This is a genomic window from Priestia sp. YIM B13551 (assembly GCF_042787905.1).
Taxonomy (GTDB): Bacteria; Bacillota; Bacilli; order Bacillales; family Bacillaceae_H; genus Priestia.
Genome location: NZ_JBHZOX010000001.1, coordinates 219,152 through 239,771, shown reverse-complemented (window position 1 = coordinate 239,771; position 20,620 = coordinate 219,152). Strand labels below are relative to the sequence as shown.

At 39.2% G+C, this 20,620-nt stretch carries 20 protein-coding genes; 4 read left to right on the top strand and 16 right to left on the bottom strand.

The features are described from left to right. Nucleotides 1-107 precede the first annotated feature (107 nt). A complete protein-coding gene (locus tag ACFX4N_RS01240) occupies nucleotides 108-1,112 on the top strand; it encodes an LLM class flavin-dependent oxidoreductase (RefSeq protein ID WP_029322162.1) in 1,005 nt (334 codons plus the stop codon). A 27-nt stretch (nucleotides 1,113-1,139) separates the two neighbouring features. On the opposite strand, the gene ACFX4N_RS01235 is transcribed toward ACFX4N_RS01240, so the two are convergent. From ACFX4N_RS01235 to ACFX4N_RS01170, 14 genes are all read right to left on the bottom strand, one after another. Next, the gene (locus ACFX4N_RS01235) at nucleotides 1,140-2,459 is read right to left on the bottom strand and encodes a (Fe-S)-binding protein (RefSeq protein WP_029322164.1); all 1,320 of its coding nucleotides are present in this window, start codon (nucleotides 2,457-2,459) and stop codon (nucleotides 1,140-1,142) included. After that, on the bottom strand, nucleotides 2,456-3,868 hold the full coding sequence (gene glcD / locus ACFX4N_RS01230; RefSeq protein ID WP_057273295.1) for a glycolate oxidase subunit GlcD: 1,413 nt from the start codon (nucleotides 3,866-3,868) through the stop codon (nucleotides 2,456-2,458). The genes ACFX4N_RS01235 and glcD overlap by 4 nt, the downstream gene beginning before the upstream one ends. A gap of 131 nt (nucleotides 3,869-3,999) precedes the next feature. Next, entirely contained in the window at nucleotides 4,000-5,112 is a 1,113-nt protein-coding gene (locus ACFX4N_RS01225) for a CdaR family transcriptional regulator (protein ID WP_013057346.1), read from the bottom strand. A gap of 70 nt (nucleotides 5,113-5,182) precedes the next feature. Further along, nucleotides 5,183-5,755 carry a DJ-1/PfpI family protein gene (locus ACFX4N_RS01220; protein ID WP_013057347.1) on the bottom strand — a complete coding sequence of 191 codons (573 nt, stop codon included), beginning with the start codon at nucleotides 5,753-5,755 and terminating at the stop codon, nucleotides 5,183-5,185. Nucleotides 5,756-5,874: 119 nt separating this feature from the next. Then, nucleotides 5,875-6,207 (bottom strand): IDEAL domain-containing protein, encoded by a 333-nt coding sequence (locus tag ACFX4N_RS01215; RefSeq protein WP_155660365.1) that lies wholly within the window; start codon nucleotides 6,205-6,207, stop codon nucleotides 5,875-5,877. Nucleotides 6,208-6,427: 220 nt separating this feature from the next. Then, nucleotides 6,428-7,861, bottom strand: a complete 1,434-nt coding sequence (locus ACFX4N_RS01210; RefSeq protein WP_053487328.1) for a GntP family permease — start codon at nucleotides 7,859-7,861, stop codon at nucleotides 6,428-6,430. 45 nt (nucleotides 7,862-7,906) lie between these two features. Further along, complete coding sequence (locus tag ACFX4N_RS01205; protein ID WP_053487329.1) at nucleotides 7,907-9,097, bottom strand: iron-containing alcohol dehydrogenase; 1,191 nt, start codon at nucleotides 9,095-9,097, stop codon at nucleotides 7,907-7,909. A gap of 245 nt (nucleotides 9,098-9,342) precedes the next feature. Further along, complete coding sequence (locus ACFX4N_RS01200) at nucleotides 9,343-10,491, bottom strand: ABC transporter permease (protein WP_192100369.1); 1,149 nt, start codon at nucleotides 10,489-10,491, stop codon at nucleotides 9,343-9,345. 1 nt (nucleotide 10,492) lies between these two features. Beyond that, entirely contained in the window at nucleotides 10,493-11,599 is a 1,107-nt protein-coding gene (locus ACFX4N_RS01195) for an ABC transporter permease (protein WP_057236092.1), read from the bottom strand. A 19-nt stretch (nucleotides 11,600-11,618) separates the two neighbouring features. Then, nucleotides 11,619-12,557 carry an ABC transporter ATP-binding protein gene (locus tag ACFX4N_RS01190; RefSeq protein WP_013057353.1) on the bottom strand — a complete coding sequence of 313 codons (939 nt, stop codon included), beginning with the start codon at nucleotides 12,555-12,557 and terminating at the stop codon, nucleotides 11,619-11,621. A 101-nt stretch (nucleotides 12,558-12,658) separates the two neighbouring features. Beyond that, on the bottom strand, nucleotides 12,659-13,780 hold the full coding sequence (locus ACFX4N_RS01185) for a sensor histidine kinase (protein ID WP_013057354.1): 1,122 nt from the start codon (nucleotides 13,778-13,780) through the stop codon (nucleotides 12,659-12,661). A gap of 4 nt (nucleotides 13,781-13,784) precedes the next feature. Continuing rightward, complete coding sequence (locus ACFX4N_RS01180; protein WP_013057355.1) at nucleotides 13,785-14,423, bottom strand: response regulator; 639 nt, start codon at nucleotides 14,421-14,423, stop codon at nucleotides 13,785-13,787. Nucleotides 14,424-14,590: 167 nt separating this feature from the next. Beyond that, a complete protein-coding gene (locus ACFX4N_RS01175; protein ID WP_192100367.1) occupies nucleotides 14,591-15,826 on the bottom strand; it encodes a Zn-dependent hydrolase in 1,236 nt (411 codons plus the stop codon). Between the two features lie 299 nt (nucleotides 15,827-16,125). After that, nucleotides 16,126-16,248: a hypothetical protein gene (locus ACFX4N_RS01170; RefSeq protein WP_013057357.1), complete on the bottom strand. Its 123-nt coding sequence runs from the start codon at nucleotides 16,246-16,248 to the stop codon at nucleotides 16,126-16,128. 292 nt (nucleotides 16,249-16,540) lie between these two features. Between ACFX4N_RS01170 and ACFX4N_RS01165 the strand changes: the two genes are divergently transcribed. Continuing rightward, on the top strand, nucleotides 16,541-17,077 hold the full coding sequence (locus ACFX4N_RS01165) for an IseA DL-endopeptidase inhibitor family protein (RefSeq protein ID WP_013057358.1): 537 nt from the start codon (nucleotides 16,541-16,543) through the stop codon (nucleotides 17,075-17,077). A gap of 154 nt (nucleotides 17,078-17,231) precedes the next feature. Next, nucleotides 17,232-18,818, top strand: a complete 1,587-nt coding sequence (locus tag ACFX4N_RS01160) for an MptA/MptB family glycosyltransferase (RefSeq protein WP_013057359.1) — start codon at nucleotides 17,232-17,234, stop codon at nucleotides 18,816-18,818. A 40-nt stretch (nucleotides 18,819-18,858) separates the two neighbouring features. Here ACFX4N_RS01160 and ACFX4N_RS01155 read toward each other — a convergent pair whose 3' ends face one another. Next, nucleotides 18,859-19,278, bottom strand: a complete 420-nt coding sequence (locus tag ACFX4N_RS01155) for a GNAT family N-acetyltransferase (protein WP_155660366.1) — start codon at nucleotides 19,276-19,278, stop codon at nucleotides 18,859-18,861. Nucleotides 19,279-19,403: 125 nt separating this feature from the next. Next, nucleotides 19,404-19,601 carry a hypothetical protein gene (locus ACFX4N_RS01150; protein ID WP_013057361.1) on the bottom strand — a complete coding sequence of 66 codons (198 nt, stop codon included), beginning with the start codon at nucleotides 19,599-19,601 and terminating at the stop codon, nucleotides 19,404-19,406. Between the two features lie 47 nt (nucleotides 19,602-19,648). On the opposite strand from ACFX4N_RS01150, the gene ACFX4N_RS01145 reads away from it, so the two are divergent. Further along, a complete protein-coding gene (locus ACFX4N_RS01145; RefSeq protein WP_240530773.1) occupies nucleotides 19,649-20,608 on the top strand; it encodes an aminoglycoside phosphotransferase family protein in 960 nt (319 codons plus the stop codon). Nucleotides 20,609-20,620: the final 12 nt, after the last annotated feature.

Here is a 20,620-nt window from a genome sequence, read left to right as displayed (position 1 = left end):
ATAACCGAAGCAAAATATTTTGGAACTCGAAAGATTATTGTTAAAATACTTGTATTCCATTGAAATAACAAGGCCTATGAAGTCTTTAAAGAAAGAAGATGAAATTGATGAGTAAAGCATTAAAAGATATTCCGATTTCCGTATTAGATCTTTCTCCTGTAGTTGAAGGAGGAACTGTATCTGACTCACTTAGAAATACATTAGATTTAGCTCAGCACGCTGAAAAATGGGGGTATAACCGCTATTGGCTAGCTGAGCATCATAATATGACAGGTATCGCAAGTTCCGCTACATCTGTTGTGATTGGTCATGTAGCTGCAGGCACATCACATATTCGCGTAGGGTCTGGAGGTATTATGCTTCCTAACCATTCTCCGCTTGTTATTGCTGAGCATTTTGGCACGCTTGAATCACTATTTCCAGGACGTATTGATTTAGGCTTAGGAAGAGCGCCAGGGACAGATCAGCTGACAGCACAAGCACTGCGACGCGACCGCAGAAGCGACGGCAGTGACTTCCCAGAACAGCTAGCTGAACTGCAAGAGTACTTTAAACCTGCTTCAGAAAGTCAGATGCGCGTCAAAGCTGTTCCGGGTCAAGGTTTAAATATTCCGATTTGGCTGCTTGGCTCAAGCGGTTTTAGCGCACAGCTTTCTGCACAGCTAGGCTTGCCATTTTCATTTGCAAGTCACTTCTCACCTAATAATACAATGACAGCTCTTAACATGTATCGCCGTTATTTTAAGCCGTCCGACGTTTTAGAGAAACCATATGCAATGTTAGGTGTAAACGTAATCGCTGCTGATACAGATAGAGAAGCTGAACGTTTGGCTACTTCTATGCAGCAGCAGTTTCTAAATTTAATTCGAAACACACCGGGTAAACTAAAAGCTCCTGTGGATAATATGGATGAACTATGGACTGACTTTGAAAAAGCTTCTCTTCAACAGCAGCTGGGCTCTTCTATTGTCGGAAGCCCTGAGACGATTAAAGTCAAGCTTGAACAGTTTATTGAAGAAACAGAAGCAGATGAACTGATGATTAACGCTCAAATTTACGATCACAAAGCTCGCCTTCGTTCGTACGAAATTGTTTCTCAGCTGTTCAAATAATAAAAAGGCCGGACGTGTCCGGCCTTTTTATTTGCTTTCTACTGCTTCAAGAAGTAAATCTGCAAGATGAACGGCCCTTACACTTTCTTCTACTCCTTCTCTGACTACCCCTAGCTTCATTTGAATGAGACAGCCCGGGTTCGCTGTTACAATCGTATGTGCATGCGTTTCTTTCACTTTTTCCATTTTGTAATCTAAAATTTGCATAGACATCTCTTGTTCCGTTAAGTTATAAATACCGGCTGAGCCGCAGCAATGATCCGCATTTTCCATTTCATTAAACACCGTTCCGTTAATCGCTTGGATCAGTTTTCTCGGTGCACTGGATGTTTTCATCACGTTTCTTAAATGACACGAGTCTTGATACGTAATAATTTGACTTGGCAGCGATAACTTTTGTTTTTCCACAAACTGCTGCTGCAATAAAATCTCTGAAAAATCTTTAACTTTGGCAGAAAAAGCCGCTGCTCTTTCTTTCCATTCCGGTTCCTCTTTTAATAAATGATCGTATTCTACCAACAGCGCACCGCAGCCTCCTGCATTAAGAACAATATCATCCGCTTGAATGGATTCAAACGCCATAATATTTTGCTTCGCTAACTTCTTTGCCTGATCTTTTTCTCCTCCGTGCGCATGCAGCGCGCCGCAGCATGTCTGCACCTCTGGTATGACGACCTTACACCCCGCTTTTTGTAAAAGTACAATCGTGGCGTTGTTTGTTTCCATAAACATCGTATCCATTAAACACCCTGTAAAAAAAGCAACCGTACGCTCTCTTGTTCCTTCTGCTTCAAATAAAAAAGGCCGTTTCTTCATTTCTTTTTTTGTTGGCACAGGAGGAAGCGTTTTTTCCATTTGCGCTAGATTACCAGGAAGGGCGTTTAGTATGTTTGTTTTTTGAACAGCTTTTTGCAAGCCGCTTCTTTGATAGAAAGCAAGCAGAGAATGTACATTTTTTAATCGTTCTTTATGCGGAAAAAGCTGTTCAAACACCATATGCCTGAGCGCTTTTACCGGCCATTTATGTCGTTTCTTCTGCTGAATAATATCACGCGCTTCTTCTAGTAAATGCCCGTACTTTACACCCGAAGGACAAACAGGCTCACACGCTCGGCAGCCAAGGCAAAGGTTCAATTGCTTTTCAACGGATTCATCAGGTTCAATGAGCCCATCTACCACTCCTTTCATCAAAGCAATTCTCCCGCGCGGTGACGCTGCTTCATATTGATTCGTTTGGCCATACGTCGGACAGCTTGGCAAACAAAAACCGCATCTCATACAATTCATTAACTCGTCATAATCTAACCGTTCTTTGAATGCTTGCTGAATGTCTTTTGTTGCCGTCATGAACGAACCACCACTCTTTTTCTCGTGTCTTTAGCAAAAATTTTCCCTGGATTCATAATTCCTTGCGGGTCCAAAGCATACTTAATTGCTTTCATCGCAGCTACTCCTTCTCCGCCCATCTTCAATGCCAAATACGGTGCTTTCATTTCTCCCACTCCGTGTTCACCTGTAATCGTTCCTCCAAGCTCAATGGCTTTATGAAAAATTGCTTCAAAAGCTTGTTCGACGCGGTGAAGCTCTTCTTTGTCACGCGCATCTGTTAAACAAGTCGGATGCAGATTTCCGTCTCCCGCATGACCAAACGTACAGATCTTAACGTTATATGTTACAGCAATTTCATTAATCGCTTTGACCATTTCACTAATTTTAGACCGTGGGACGGTTGCGTCTTCTAAAATCGTCGTTGGCTTCATCCGTGCTAAAGCAGAAAGGGCTGATCTTCTTGCTGTACTTAACGCTTCTGCTTCTGCTTGCGAAGCGGCTACTTTTACCGATACAGCGTTTCCTTCGGTGCAGATGCGTGAAATCATTTCAATATCGCGCTTCACTACTTCTGGCGGACCATCTTGTTCAATCAACAAGACAGCGTTTACATCTGTTGGAAGGCCAACTTGTGCAAAATCTTCTACTACTTCACACGTCGGCTGATCTAAAAATTCAAGCGTAGCTGGAATAATTTTATGTGCAATAATAGCTGAAACGGTCTTAGCAGCTGCATCCATGTCTTCAAACAGTGCGAGCAAGGTTTGTTTTGTTTCTGGTATTGGAATGAGCTTTAAAATTGCCTCTGTCACAACGCCAAGCGTTCCTTCAGAACCGACAAACAAGTTCGTTAAATCGTATCCAGCTACATCTTTAGCTAACTTGCCTCCCGTCTTAATGCAGTCGCCGTTTGCAAGAACTACTTCAAGACCAAGAACGTAATCTTTTGTCACGCCATATTTTAAGCCTCGTAATCCTCCTGAGCATTCATTGATGTTTCCTCCGATGGTTGATATTTTCATAGAGCTTGGATCAGGAGGATAAAATAAACCTTTTGCCTCTACAGCGTTAATTAAATCTAACGTAATAACACCCGGCTGAACGGTAACCGTTAAATTTTCTTCATCAATTTCTAAAATTTTATTCATTCGGTTAAAGGTAAGAACAATTCCTCCTTGCGTGGGACACGTTCCTGCGCTTAAATTTGTACCTGAACCTCTTGGAACAATGGGCACGTGATCTTCGTTGCATATCGTTAAAATTCTTTTCACTTGATCTTTGTTTTCAGGCATAATAACCGCATCAGGAAGCGACTGAAAGTTAGGTGTTGCGTCATAGGAATACACGAGTCTTGCTTCACTGCTATCTTGAAAATTGGCTGATCCTACAACTTCAATGAGCTTTGCTTTTGTTCGTTCATTAAGCATAACGTTCCTCCTTATATGTATCTCTTACTCTTATTATAGTTATAGAAGCAACGAGGGACTATAGATAAAGAACTAAAAAAAAGTGCTTTAAAAACTCTTTTTTTGTATGTTTATCTAACGAAGGACGCACTTTACTCTAATAGAGACAGCGCAAGGTGAAAAAGCGTGATACCTTTTACGCTTTTTGGATCAATGTCTGTTAGTTCTTTCATTTGCTTCAAGCGGTAATGAAGCGTATTGATATGAATATGTAAATCAAACGCCGTTTTTTTTAACGATTGATCGTTGGCTAAATAGCATTTCAGCGTTTCGAGAAGCTCTTTTTCTTTTTGAATGGACGAAAGCACTCGACTCAAGAATTCCTTTTTTACAGGTTCAGAAACGTCTTCTAAAATCATGTCCATCAGCAGCTCCTCATAAAAAATAACGGTTTGACGTTTTGAAGCCACTTTAAGCGCTTTTTTCGCTTCTTCATATGAAGCATGCAAATTAAATTGCTCCGCTGGCTTTCCTACACCAATAGTGATCATAACTTGGTTGTTTGCTTGAATGTACTGCTGACATTTTTTTAATTCTTCTTTAAACCCTTGCCTTGCCTTTTCACCTACCGCTTCTTTCAGTAAAAGCAAACGATCATATCCCCAGTTTGCGATATAATCTCCGTCAGCTTTATGTCTTTCAAACCAGTAGCGAATTGTTTCTTGTACCTGCTGCTGCTTCTTTTTCGAAAGAGATGAATCAATTTGAAACAGCGTGCAGCAATAAGCACTGTCTACTTGTACTCCTAAAATATGACCTCGTTCAATAAATTCTGCATCTACTTGCTGGCTATAAATCCATTCACGAAAAAAAGCTTCCACTCCTTTATTTTCCCATTCCTTTGTTTCTATGTAATATGCCTCGCGAATAATTAACTCTGTTAATCTTCGAATAATATCTGCAAAAGGCTCAACGGCTTCTGGAGTACCTGTAATGCCAATAACCCCAATAATCTCTCCTTGATAACTGATAGGCAAGTTAATACCAGGCTTAACTCCTTTTAAATCCGCTGCTTCTTTTTTGGATATATATAATTTTTGCTTTCTTTGCATCACGTTCCACGCGCCTTCGTGAAAAAAACCAACCCGTTTTTCTTCTGTTGACGCAATAATAATTCCACTTGGATCTGTTACAATTACATGTTCTTTCATCACAAGCTGCACTTCTTTTATAATTTTCTTTGAAAGTTCAGACACAAGCTGCACGTTGTTTACACCTCACCTATCATCATTTAAAAGAGCTGAAAGAATTCTTTTCTCTCAGCCCGCTTTTTTATTATGCGTTCACTTTTTCAGCTTTTTTTAGCACGTTAAAAAATTCTTTCATAAATTTAGGTAAATCTGGCCAAGCTTGTCCGGTTACTAAGTTTCTGTCTACGTGAAGCGTCTGTTCAACAAATACTGCACCCGCCGCTTCTACTTCCGGACGGCAAGCAGGATACGCTGTCACTTCTCTGTCTTGCAGATACTCTCTAACCGTCGTTAACACGAGCTGACCATGACAAATAACGCCTAAAGGTTTGTTTTCTTTTAAAAAATGAGCGGCAATTTCCTGAACTTTTGTGTTCATTCGAATATATTCAGGCGCTCGTCCTCCAGGAATAATAAGTCCGTCAAAATCAGCGGGATCCACTTCATCTACAGAAGCGTGAGAATCAATTTTATATCCCGTTTTTTCTGTGAATGTTTCCATTTCTGGAAGAAAATCATGAACAACCGTTTGGAGCTTCTTTTTCACTGGAGAAGCAATGGTACACTGAATATCTTCTTCTAAACAGCGGTAATACGGATAAAAAACTTCTAAAGCCTCCACGGCATCTCCTGTTAAAATCAAGACACGTTTACTCATCTTTTATCACCTTTTCTTTTAATGTCGTCATTTACTTCTTCTCGCAAGCTGCTTTCCATTCCTGCTTTTCCCCCTAGGAATAATAAAAAAAGCAGGGCCTTCATTCCTTATTAGGAATGTCAGCCTTGCTTTTTATCTTGTAATCTTTTTAATTCAGCTGTTAATTCAATAAACCAAGCTTCGTCTTTCGTTAGCAGCGCGAGATCAATTAATGAAAGAATTTGCTCTTCGTGCGCCGTTTTTTGAAGGGGCAGCTTTTCTATTTTTTCATCCATCATGCCAATGGTTGTGCCGACCATTTTTTCATCATCACTTTTCACAACGTTGATTAGTGCTGCTTTTTTAGATGGATTAATCGTTTTAATATATCCGTATATAAGTTCACCGTCGCGAGACTTTCCTTTGACCCAGTCGCCTACTTTTAAATTTCCTTCAAATAGCTTCACAGTCATTCTCCTTTCTTCATAAACATGCTAAGAATTAATGTAACGGCATATAGTATTGCAGAAAGTAGTGTAATCATAATACTTACAGTTTAGAAAGTCAAAGAATCTGTTTTATAGCCAAAAGCTTGATATACAACTAAATCACTGCAACAATAAAAAAATCCGAACAATTCATCGTTCGGATCTTTCTTCAACGAAACTACTTTTTTCTCAACCTCTTTACTGGTTATACGAGTCCAGTTAAGCTGTAGATTCCAATGATTAAGAAACATGCAAGCGTTTTGATAACAGTGATGGCAAAAATATCTCGGTAAGACTGCTTGTGGGTTAACCCGGTAATAGCGAGCAGGGTAATAACGGCTCCGTTATGAGGAAGCGTATCCATACCGCCTGATGCCATCGCTACAACTCTGTGCATAACTTCAGGAGGAATGTTGTATTGATTAATAGCTTCTACATACTTATCTCCCATCGCACTAAGCGCAATTCCCATACCTCCAGAAGCAGAGCCTGTAATACCGGCTAAAATGTTTGTCGTAACGGCTCCATTGACAAGCGGATTTGTAAAGGTATGTGAAATACCATCACGAACGGTTACAAAGCCAGGAAGAGATGAAATAACGCCTCCAAAGCCATACTCAGCTCCCGTGTTCATCGCAGCGAGAAGCGCTCCGCCAATACTTGCGTTAAGACCCGCTTGGAAACCGGTGGTCACTCTCTTCCAGTCATACGCAATCGTTGTGATAATTCCAATAACAAGTGCCAATTCCACTGACCAAATACCAACAACTGCGGTTAAATCTACTTTTCCGAACGCTTCAAGGCCAATTTTGGCAAAATCAAAACCATCTGGATACCACTTTGGAATAGAAACAGTAAAAAATTTGTTTGCAACCCCTACAAGCACGAGCGGAACAAATGCAAGAATCTGTCTTGCTACGCTAGGTTCATATTTAGGTTCTGTAGAAGGTACAGACTCTTTTTCTAGCTCTGCAGCAGCCGCTAGTTCATTATTAAATCCGTAGTAGCCTTCTCCAGCTTTTCTTGCTTTTTTGCTTCGGCTTTCTAAATACCAAAGACCTAAGCTAAAGACAATAACCGATCCGATAATCCCCAGTGTCGGAGCAGCATAGATGTCTGTTTTAAAAAAAGTCGTTGGAATAACGTTTTGAATCTGCGGTGTACCTGGAAGTGCATCCATGGTAAACGAAATAGCTCCTAATGCAATCGTTCCCGGTACTAATCGTTTTGGAATATTCGCTTCGCGGAATAAGTTAGCCGCAAACGGATAAACTGCAAACGCAACAACGAATAAACTTACGCCGCTGTAGGTTAAGATTGCTCCCATTAAAACAATCGCCAAGATCGCACGTTTAGCCCCTACGACTTTAACAATTGTTTTCGCAATCGACTCAGCGACTCCAGACATTTCAACCATCTTCCCGAAAACCGCTCCTAATAGAAAGACAGGGAAGTAGTTTTTAATAAACCCAACCATTTTCTCCATAAAAACGTTTGAGAAAAACGGGAGTGCATAGCTTGGTTCCGTTAAAATAACGGCTAGCAGCGCACAAAGTGGAGCAAACAAAATAACTGAAAATCCGCGGTAAGCAACCAGCATCAAAAGCCCCAGAGACAGCAAAATAATCAGCAAATCCATAACGTTTCCCCTTTCATCCCTTATTCAATTTGTCTTAAATTTATCTTATTTTTTATAAAGTGCAGACTCAAACTCATATTCATAGCACGTGTAATAAAGCTGAATAATTTCTTCTGCCGTCGGTACGATCGGATGATTAGCAGGACTTCCGCTTTGAATCGCATCCGCTGCCATTTTCTCAACCGCCGCGTAAAATAGCTGACGATCAATGCCCCACGATTGAAGATTAGGAATCTCTAAGTCGATACAAAGCTGCTTGATGGCTTCAATTAACACATCTGCTCCTTCTTTTTTTGTATATGATACGTTCGGAAAAAGAGCTTGTCCTATTTCACCTAAACGATCAATTGAAGCCTCTTTTGTATAGTCCAAAACCGCAGGCAGGAGCATCGCATTAGAAATACCGTGGGGCACATGGAATAGCGCGCCAATAGGTCTTGACATACCGTGCACTAGAGCAACAGATGAATTTGAAAACGCCATTCCTGCCAGCATAGAAGCATAGGCCATTTCGTTTCTTGCTTGAACATTTTCTCCATTTCTGTACACAAGACGAATATTTTTCATGATTAACTCAATTGCTTGAAGCGCAAGTGAATCTGTAAAAGGATGTGCTTTTTTAGACAAATACGCTTCTATTGCATGACTGAGTGCATCAATTCCTGTAGCTGCCGTTACGTGTTTCGGACATGATAGAGTTAATAACGGATCAACAATGGCTGTATCAGGCAATAATTGAGGCCTTGCGAGCATCATTTTTACATCGTACGCCGTGTCTGTAATAACCGTCGCTTTAGTCACTTCTGAGCCTGTTCCAGCAGTCGTAGGCACGGCAACCAAAGGAAGAGGACTATCTTGAAAATCTTGTTGATTTTGAAAATACGTTCGTAGATGCCCTTCATTTGTCATCATAATGGCAACCGCTTTTCCAGTATCGATACAGCTGCCTCCCCCTAAGGCAATAACCACATCGCACTGCTCCGTTTTACATATGGCAAGCGCCTCATCTAGATGAATATCTGTCGGCTCTGAATTTACGCCTGTATACACGGCACAGTCCATGCCAGTCTCGGCTAAGTAACGACGGCAAGTTTCTACATTGCCTGCTTTCACCATAACGTCATCACTTATAAGCAATGCTTTTGTGCCAAGCAGTTCAGCCTGCTCCCCAATTTTAGAAAATGATCCTTCTCCATATAAAACCGTCCGTGGTACAAGTAATTCATAAATTGCCACTGTTTTTCCCCCTTTGTTATCTCGCTGACAATCTCTCCTTCCGTATTTTCATGCTGACTTATGTAAGCGATTTCATTTATTTGTGCAAAAAACCAACATGAACTTCGTTTTTCTCCCCTATTTATTCTCTTTTTGTATACCCCTTTCCTCTTTCATTCTAAAATTTCATCTTATATTTTTCAATCTTTTTTTGTAACTTTTTAAAAATTACAAAAAAAGCCAGAGGTATTCTCTGACTTTACCATTTAAATAAACTTTTGAACAGTATTATTTCGATTTAATTTATAAATAGACAGCAGGAAAAAAACGAGTGCAAAAGCTATTAAAATGCTGATATTTAACCATAGGCTGCTTAAATCAGCTCCTTGTTGAACACTTTTTAACGTACTTAATACCCACGTTTGAGGAAGAAAGTCGGCTATTTTCTGCATCACATCCGGCATAAATTCAGGCGGAAAAAAGCAGCCGGACAGTAAACAAGTTGGCGTGATGATAAGCGTCTGAAGACCATTCGCTGCTTTTGAACTTTCTGTAAAAGCGATAATTACAAGAGACAAGCCGATGGCTACTAGACCAAACAAAACTAAAATGAAAAACAGCTGCCATACGGGAATGTTCATATCTACGTGAAAAAGAGTCGTAATACAAACAAGTGTAATCATTACTTGCAGAGTTAATAAAATCATATTTGTAATAACATTGGATATCACGTATTGCCTTGCACTAACTGGCGAAGCTAACAGTCTAAAATACGTTCGCTGCTCTTTTTCTTTTGTGATAAGAGCTGATAAATTCACCGCAGAAAAAAGCATAAACATAATTAAATACCCAATTGTCTGCTTGACAATGTTTTGATCGGTTCCTTTGTCTTCAAGGGCATGCGTTGAGACGTGGAATGGCGCTTTTTGATAATTCTCATACATTTGTTTAAACGCAGCATCGTCGCCTTCAGCAGCTTGATTCAGCGCAGAAACATTATCAATATATTGATATAAATAAGACTTAATAAAGCTCGTTACTTCTGCTCCTTTTATTGAAGTGATTGTAATATGATCTGGTTTGTTCGCTTTGACGCTGTCAGAAAACCCTTTTTCAAAGGTAATAACCGCATCAACTTTCTTTGACGTAATCTCATGATCCACTTCTTTGTCCGTGAGCATTTTAACATTTGTTTTGTGCAGCCCTTTTAAAAACTGAACGGTATCTTTTGTAATATCCGTTGAGTCGTGATTGACAACTCCGATATTCACCGAAGTCCCTCCTGCATTTCCATAAATAAGAACGGACATTAAAACCCCTGCAATAGGCAAACCAATAACAAGCACAAGCGTCCTTTTGTTTCTAAGCAGCATATTTCTTAGCATATTTGTTACAAGCCACATGATATTTTTCATGTTATAACCCCTCTCTTTTTCTCAAAAGCACAATTGCTATGCCCAAGAATAAAATAGAGAAGCCTACATTCAACCCAATAACTGAAAGAGAAGCGCCGATATCATTTGTATAAATCAATTTAATAAGTCCATTATTCATCCAGGTTAAAGGTGATACATTGACGAAGCCCTCTCCAGATCCATTTTGAAAATAGGTTCCTCCCACAATACACGACACTTGAATAACAACCATAATAATTGCTCTTGACGCCGCTTCTGTCTTCGTAAGGTAGCTAACTCCTAATCCAAAGCTAATGGCAAAAAGAATCTGAGATACTAACATCAGCAGTACTAGGAGTAAATGATCTCCCCAGTTGGCATCAAAAAAATATTTAGTCGACATAATGACGACTAACACACAAATGGCGTGAACCAAAACAGTACCTAAAATTTTCCCGACAAAAATTTCAGCGGTTTTAATCGGAGCGGCTACTAATCGATTGGCCGTATTTCGCATACGCTCTCCTCTAATTAAATAACTCGCTGAGATAGATCCGTACAAAACAATCATAGTTGTCATTGAAATGGCGTAGTAGTCTATTGAATTTGGCTGTTTTTGAGAATGAAGAGATGTTTCTTGAATATAGTCATGCTTAGACGCACGGAGCAGATTATCCACTTGCTGAGGATTTACTTTGGCCACTTCCATAGCCACATTGTACTTATCAACAAAGGTGCTTAACATACCTTGGACCATGTTGAATTCAATGCTGTTTTCTTCATTTCCGTAGAGATGAATGCCTTGGTCTTTCACTTCTACATAAGCTGTATAGCGCTGCTCTTTTACTTCTTTTTTTCCATCTTGATCTTTTTTCAACGCTTTAAAGTGAATGCCAGATTTTTCTGCGTTTGCAGCAAACTGCTTAAAGGCAGCAGATTCTTCATTACTTGTGTCCATTTTGTAGAGAACGTAACTGTCATCTATCGTCATGTCATTATTAAAGGCTTGAGACAAAGCTGTTCCTAAAATAAGGACAAGAGCTAGCGGAAAAAGAATCATAAAGATAAATGCACGCTTATCTCGCAGATCACTTTTCATTTCTTTCAAAGCAATTGCAATAATATTCATTCATTATTCCTCCTTTCTTTTATAAATCTCTTAGACTGCGCCCTGTCAACGTGAGGAAGACCGTCTCTAAATTTGGGGCTTGTTCCTTGACTGCTTTAATTTCGATATGATGCGTCATTAAATACTGAATGACTTTGTTTAAGTTATTCACTTCGGCATTTGAATTAATTTTAATGATTCCATCTTCATACGTAACGGCTGTTACTCCCGGAATTTCTTTTAGACCGCTGCAATCTATATCATCCGCTGCTTTTACTTCAATCCAAATATCTTTTGTATCGGTGATAATCGCTTTTAGCTGCTCTTTTGTTCCTTCCGCAATGATTTTGCCGTGATCAATAATGGCAATCTTTGTACATACCTCTTCTACTTCTTCCATATAGTGACTTGTATAAATGATTGTGCTTCCCATTTCATTTAGCTTTTTTACAGATGTTAAAATATAGTTTCGCGACTGAGGATCAATACCAACCGTCGGTTCATCCATTATAATAAGCTTTGGGCGATGAGCAATTGCGCATGCGATATTTAACCTTCTTTTCATACCTCCTGAAAAGCTTTTCGGATAAGCCTTTTGTTTATCTAAAAGCCCTACAAACGCTAAAGCTTCTTCCACTCGTTCGTTAAGAAGTGATCCTCTTAATCCGTAAAGTCCGGCAAAAAACTTCACATTTTCATATGCTGTCAAATCTTCATAAATCGCTAAGTCTTGCGGAACGATCCCGATGTTCATCTTTGCGAAATTTCGATGTTTCTTTATATTTTTCCCTAGCACTTCAATATCACCGCTGTTGCTTTGAAGCAGACTAGCAACCATATGAATCGTTGTGCTTTTTCCTGCTCCGTTTGTTCCTAAAAACCCAAATATATCTCCTTCTTCTACTTGTAAAGACAAATTATCTACTGCAATAAAATCTCCAAATTTCTTTGTTAGTTTTTGAATTGATAATACGTTCATCATTTCACCTCTAGTGTGTTGGTATATCCTTATTTTATGAAAAAAAGGCAAACTTACGTCAGTGCATAAGTTCACCTTTTTCCCATGAGAAATCTCATTATTTATGTATGAAGTTTCTCACCTATCGGCAGCAGCGTTGTAACAGAAAACCCGTTTGCCCCATCAACGATCACCGTTCCGTTAATGGAAGCGGCTCGCTCTTCCATCCCTGCTATGCCAAGTCCTTTTTGAAACAAGTGAGCCCCTTTTCCATTGTCTTTGACTTCTACTTTAACCATTTTATTTAGTACATGAAGCTCAATGGCAATCATCGTTGCTTCTGCATATTTTAAGGCATTTGTAATAGCTTCCGTTATATTTTCATGGATAATTTTCCACTGAAGAGGCGTGATAAGATCTAAATTACCTTTGTATACAAGAGGCATTGCGATACTATGCTTAGCCTCAAACTCACCAATAAATAATTTAAGCCGGCTGATTCCTATTTGCTCAGCGGGAGGCTTTATACTTTTTAACGTTAACCTAATTTCTTCAATACCTTCTTTGGAAATCGTAATCGCATTTTGAAGAAGAGACAGCGCTTTTTCCTCGTCTTGCTTCATCACATGCTTTGCTGCCTCCATTTGAATAAGCGCTCCTGTCATTGAATGACCAATCTTATCATGAATTTCCTGCGATAATCGATTTCGCTCTTCTAACTTTGAAGCATATTGAGACTGCCTCACATACTCTTTATTTTCATTCACGTGTTTTTGCAGCTTTTGCATACTTACTCTCATTTCATCAATTTTTTGCTCATAATTAATCGTTCGTTTTTGATAGAGAGCTGCTGCTGTATAAATAAAGAAAGTAAACGCAGCGACTAACACATACAGCGCGCTAATGTCAGAGGGAAGAAGCAGCATTGGAAGCAAAACAAGCAGCAGCACCATCCATTTTTTTACGACTGATTCTCCAACAAGCTCACAAAGGTTTAGCGGCAAAAGAAGAAAAAACAAAGGATGAAGTTTATACGCACAATATAGAATAAGGACAATTGAAATAACAATAAACATGCGCTTGAAGACGCTCTTTTTCACAATGGACGCTGCAATATTAACACAGCTGTAAAGAAGCAGTGCTAACACAATAGCTGAAATCGAGTGTACATAATTAAACTGAATGTACGTAATAGCCAAAAACAGTATAAGGATGAGCTTAGTCATCATTAATCCGACTTCCATAGCCCTACTTCCCTTTACCGGTTAAATAATAAATAGCAATTTGAGTGCGATGCTCAAGTCCCGTTTTACTTAAAATCGAACTAATATAGTTTGCTACGGTACCTTCTGAAATAAAAAGCGTTTTAGAAATTTCTTTATTCGAAAGCCCCTTGGCAATAAGCGTCATAATGCTCGTTTCACGCTCTGTAAACTGTGTCATATCCGCTTTTGACTCACGCTCAGTTGCAGCGTTTAAACTTGATTTAATCTTATCAAGCACAACATCTTGAAGAACCGTATGTCCGTTGAATACACTTTTGATTGCGTCTCGAATGCGCTCCGGTTCTGTATTTTTTAACAAGTAGCCTTTAGCTCCGTTTTTTACGGCATCAATAATATATTCATCATCATCAAACGTAGTTAAAATAAGCGGCTTTGCTTTCGTTAACTCTGAAATAAGCTTTGTAGCCTCTACACCGTCCATAACGGGCATTCTTACATCTAACAATGCAATATCGACGGAATGGTTTTTGCAATATTGAACGGCTTCCTGACCATCTTTTAAAGTAGCGACAACGTCGAACTCCTCGTATGTATTTAATATAATTTTCATTCCTTCTCGAATAAACGAATTATCATCTGCAATAATAATAGTAATTTTCATTTCTTTAAGTGAGAACATCTCACTTTTTTTCACATCCTTCTTTCACATCCATCCGCATGCTTCTCATTTATTGTAGCCATAATAAACCAAAAGTTCAATGCGATAGTTCGCAGTCTTTCTAAGCACTAAAAAAGAGCAAACCTCCGCAGGTTTACTCTTTTGCTCCGTTACTTCTGAGCTAACTTAATCACCGTCTCTAAAAGTACATTTACACCTTTTTCGCATTCTTCCCAAGGAGTAAATTCTTCTTCACAATGACTTTTTCCGTTTACGCTCGGAATAAAAATCATAGCCGTCGGAATATAGGTAGCTAAAAACTGTGCGTCATGTCCAGCTCCGCTTACCATTCGCTTGTAGGAATACCCAAGCGAACGAACGGATTCTTCCACTTCATCGCAAACGGTTTTATCAAACCATACGGTATCGCGTCCCCAAAGCTTGGTCACCCGCACTTCGCAGCCTTCTAACAGCTCCGCTTGATCAGGCAGTGACTGAATGATCTTTTCCACGGACGCAATGACGTCTTCATCCGTATGTCTCGCTTCAAGCGAAAAAATAACTTTATTTGGAATAACGGTATGAATATTAGGCAGTACGTTCATACGACCCATTGTATAGACTAAATTTGAATCTAATCTGCCGAGCTCATGACGAGCTTCAGCAATTAAATTATTGGTTGCAAAAAGCGCATCTTTCCGCATATCCATCGGCGTCGTCCCGGCGTGGTCTGACTCCCCGGTAACTTCAATTTCATAACATACCATGCCGAGCACGCACTCCACTACACCGATTGATTTGGCTTCTCGTTCTAAAATAGGCCCTTGCTCAATATGTAATTCTACAAATGCCGATGCTTCAGTAAGGCGGTTACTCGTATCGCCTTCATATCCGCATGATTGAAGAGCTTGCTCAAACGTCACGCCGTCAACATCCGTCTTCTTCATCATAACGTCTTTTTGAAATTTGCCCGATAAAATACCTGAAGCCATCATAGAAGGCTCAAAACGCGCTCCTTCTTCATTCGTAAAGTTAACAATGGTAATCGGCACCTTCGGCTTAATATTATGTTCAACGAGCGTTCTTACTAACTCTAATCCTGCAACTACACCGAGGATTCCGTCAAACCTTCCGCCTTTTTTTACGCTGTCCATGTGTGAGCCAATCACAACAGGCGGCTTATCTTCTAGTCCTTCAAGCGTGGCGTAAATACATCCAAGATCGTCAATTTTAATATCCATTCCAAGGTCACGACAGCATGAACAAAAATAGTCTCGTACTAAGCGGTCTTCTTCTGACAGCGCTAAGCGGGTTACACCGTTATTAGGTGTTCGTCCATAATCGGCAAATCGTTCAAGCGTATTTTTTAACCTTTCTCCATTCACTGCTACTTTTTGTCGTTGCAACTCAACCACTCTCCTCATTATTTGGTTATAAAGTGCGTCTAAGGTGCGGGGTTAATGAATATCATTCATTATGACATAAAATAGGCGATATCACTTGAAGTCTGTTAGAACCCCTTCCATTGTTTTTGTAATGAAAGTGCGCAGCTTGCCTTATGTATCTATTAGCTTCAAAACGTAAATTTCCTGCTTTTTTCTATGAATAATGCACGCGTTATTTATGCATTTTTATTATAAAAATAGCGATAGGTTTTTTTCAAAAAAAAGAGAATTAGTTACTATACTAACTCTCCTCTACATACTTACTTTTTATTTGCTTTCTTCGCAATCGCAATCATTGTAGCCAAAACACCAACTGTAATAATCACAATAGCAATTACAGCAGTGGTAATAATAATTCCTGATGTTACTTCTGAAACACCCATTAGTCTACGTTCTCCTTTTGTGCCTGACCTATTTATCTACATCAGCATAGTGGTCGGTTTATTCCTATTATATACGAACTTGTAAAGCGACGAAATATGTGACACATAATTGACATACTGTTTATATGTTTTCTTTTAATTCTACGTTTTATTTAAGAAAATACGGGAATAATTCAAACATATATAAGAAATACTCTTTATTTCTTTAAAGAAGTATTGTAATATAAATGTAACAATTGTAATATTAACAGCATGAATGTTACATATATTTCAATGAATGAGTAGGAGGGAAATGGAAATGAAAAAAATTGGAATAATCTTAGCATCACTTGCTCTTTTCTTTTCACTAAGCACAGGAGTTACAGCTCAAGCAGCATCACAAAATCTATCAACGACTAATGCGGTAAAAATTGCAGCAAACGCAAGCAACCATTTCTGGAATGCACTTCATGGATCTAAAGGTAATTTATGTACTCAAAAAACATTTAATTATAAAGGCACTCAGTACTCATATCTTTGTCAAGATTTTAATACAAAAAGCAAACTAGTAAGCTACTTATCTGAAACTTTTACAAACAGTGCTATTCAAAAAGGATTAACAAATTATCGCTACATCACATATAACGGAAAGCTTGCTCGTCCTGTCGGTGACGGATTCAGCATGCTAGAGTGGAACAAAGCAAAAGTAAAACTAACTTATCAGCGTGCCGATGTTCGCTCTTATCAATTTACGGTTCCAACGGTTGACGGAGGAAGTGTAAAACGCACCGTTACATTTTATAAATCTGGTTCACAGTGGAAAGTGAATAAGTTTGATGCTGTACTATAAGCAATATAAAAAACAAGGTCTTCTAAGGCCTTGTTTTTTTATGCTCTCGCTTCCGCTCTTTATTAAAGAAGTTTCACTTTATTTTCACCAACTCCCCTTATAGTATGGAGACACACTACTACTTATTCGATACATTGTCATCGGAGGATTTTATATGAACATACTACAAAAAAGAACGGCTTTTATCGTAACGGCAGCTTTTCTTTTAGCATTTGTTTTCAGTATCGTTTCACTATCACACTACAAAGGAGAAGAACATTTATTTTCGATTCAAGAAAGTTATCAGTTAAAAAAGATTACTAATGGTATATCTGCTCCTGATAATAATTCGAGGGATCATCGTCTCCCTTCAGGAAACGGTCCCGCTTCGTCTAGCAATTCCGGAGAACACGTAACGCCTTTTCATAATCTATCTATGGATAACGGTGCCGGAAGTCAAGGAGCTAATAAGGACTATGAAACACCGCTAGCTCTTTATACGGTGGGCTTTTTTATAGCAGCAGCTTTCGTTTACGGATTATTAAAGAAAAAGAAATGGCATCATTCGATAGGGCATTCTCGCGTTATTTTATGGTCATTACTTGGCACTGGACTATTTATCCGGATTGCGCTGATTCCGTGGGTAGGCTCTCATATGGATGCGTCGCTTTTCAAAAACTGGGCATCGGTTGCGGCCAATCATTTTTCCAATTTCTACGCTAAAAGCGGGAGCGATTATCCGCCGTTTTATATTTATATCTTGTTTATCGTTGGGAAAGTTGGCAGTTTACCGGATTTTCAGCAGTATTTTTCGCTGTTGATTAAAATCCCGCCTATTTTAGCAGATGTCATCACATCTTATTTACTCTATCGTTTAGCTCGTAAATACTTAGCACCTTCTTTTGCATATCTGTTAGCAATTGGGTATTTATTTAATCCGGCCATTTTAGTTAATTCAACGTTTTGGGGACAAGTCGATTCATTTTTCACTTTGCTTATTGTCCTAGCGATTGTGATGATTACGGAAAAAAGAATTTACGCGTCAGCCGTTATTTTTACAGCAGCGGTCTTAATGAAGCCGCAGGCGATTATTATCCTGCCCATTTTGTTTTTTGAACTCATTCGCCTAAAGCAAGTAAAACATTTCTTCGGCATTGCTTTAACGGCGGCTTTCACTGCTGCAGCGATTTTATTGCCTTTTTCAATTGGAAAAAGTCCAACGTGGATTATTGATTTATTTTCATCAACCATTGGAGAATACCCGTATGCCTCTGTTAACGCCTATAACTTCTTTAGTTTAATAGGCGCAAACTATAAAGACAGCTCTGCAACGCTGCTGTTTTTCAGCTATCATACGTGGGGACTTATTTTTATCGTCGCGACAACTGTTTTTTCATGGCTTATTTATATAAAAGGGCGCAGCTTTAAATACGCCGCTCTTGCAGCGCTTATTCAAATTTCAGGGGTATTTACGTTTGCTTCAAGCATGCATGAGCGCTACTTATTTCCAGCAGCAGCGCTTGCTTTGCTCGCTTATATTTATTTAAAAGACAAAAACTTGCTTTACTTATCCCTTGGATTTAGCATCAGTATTTTCATGAACACTTTTTTTGTTTTATACGGTGACAGCAATATGCAAAACAGCACGTCCTATCCATTTTCTATGTTTGCTACGTCTATGCTGAACGTTTTGCTTGTTGTTTATTTAGTAAAAGTTGCTTGGAATTTAGTCCAAAAAAGTACGGTTTTAAAAACGGCATAATACAAAAAGCTCAGTGAGTATGATTGATCACTGAGCTTTTTTACATAACAAGCGACATACCTGGCGCGTCTTCTTCTCTTTCTTGAAACCCTAATTTTTTATAAAAATGATGCTTTCCTTTTGCTGCAAACAGCTGAATCGATTCAATTCCGCTTTCTTGGCACTTCGTCAACAGCTCTTGAATAATTTGCTTTCCAAGTCCTTTGTTCTGGTATGAGGGATCTACCATCACGTCGCAAATAAGCGCTTGATAAATTCCGTCTGAAATCATACGTCCGAATGCAATTAATTGTTCATTGTCATAAATACCGACTCTAAACCAGCTGTTGGCTGCAGCCTCAAACAGCTGTTCTTTTGTATAATTGCCTTTTTTACTTTTATGTAATCCGCTCGCTTCATGCAAAGCAGCAAACTGCTCAAATGACGGAACCTCTTTTTTTATTACGTAAGACACGTTCATTCTCCTCTCAATACCGTTGTTTTCTATATTATATTTATACATCAAACGGAATAATAATTCAACATTTTTATCTAGTTATCTTGTTACCCTTTCTTCAAATAAAAAAACTGCCGTTTGGCAGTTTTTTAGGCTTGTACTGATTTTTTTCGTTTTTTAAGATCAATTCCTGCAATGATAAGCAAAATGACTCCAAGAGCAATCATGATTTTACTCACTGTCTCTAACCACTCCGGTGCGCCTCCAGCAAGTAAAAGTGAAAATCCAATGATATAAATCGGAAACCCCGCGAGAGCCCAAGGAGATTTCACCTTCTTTTTCTTCATGTGTACGATCTCCTCTTTCTTTACAGATTCTATGTAGGCTGTATATGATGAGTTTATCAGAAAAAATTGGAAACGACAAAGGAGATAAACGCATGTATACGCTGCCTCAAACATTTTGTGACACCGTTACTCACCTTCACTCTCATAAAGGTCAAAAGTGGTTAGCTGACTTTCCTCAGCTTATTCACTACTGTGAAGAGCGCTGGCGTATCAATATTCACATTCACTTCCCTCTTTCTTACCACTTTGTTGCTCCTGCGCGTAAAGCAGATGGAAGCGAACTAGTTGTCAAATTTTTTGTAGAGCCTTCAGAGTTGCTTTATGAGCAAGAAGCACTGACAGCACTAGCTGGTGAGAACACGGTAAAAATAGTGGACAGCGATGCTGAAAAAGGCATTTTACTGCTCGAAAAGCTGTCTCCCGGATGCCCGCTTTCCTCTTTCTCAACTAAAGACGAAGCTGCGTTAATCGCTGCTGGGCTCATGAAATCTCTATGGCGCATGCCGCACTCAGACTCCACTATCGAAACAGCCATTAAAAGAGAGAAACAGCTTCGAGAGTGTACACAAATGTATCCAAACGGTATTGATTTCCTTTCTTCTGAAACGCTTCAGAATGCACTAGCCGTTTTCTCTGAATTAAACCGCACTTCTCAGCAGCTTTTTCTGCTTCACGGCGACTTGCATCATGATAACATCTTACAGTCTGGTGAAGCGTGGAAAATAATTGACCCAAAAGGGTTAATTGGAGAAAAAGAGTACGAAATCGTCCCTTTTCTTTTAAATCATCTGCCTAAGACAAACGTGGCAGAGACAATTGACCATCGAATCAATATATTTGTCAAAGAACTGAACGTAAGTAAAAAACGAATCTTACTGTGGGGATACGCTCATTCTGTACTAGCCACGTGCTGGTTAATAGAAGACCGCCAAGACGCCGCTTCTTTTTTACATGCCATAGAAGCATTTCAACACTTATACGAACGCTATTACGGGCATAAAAAATAAGAGCCGACATTC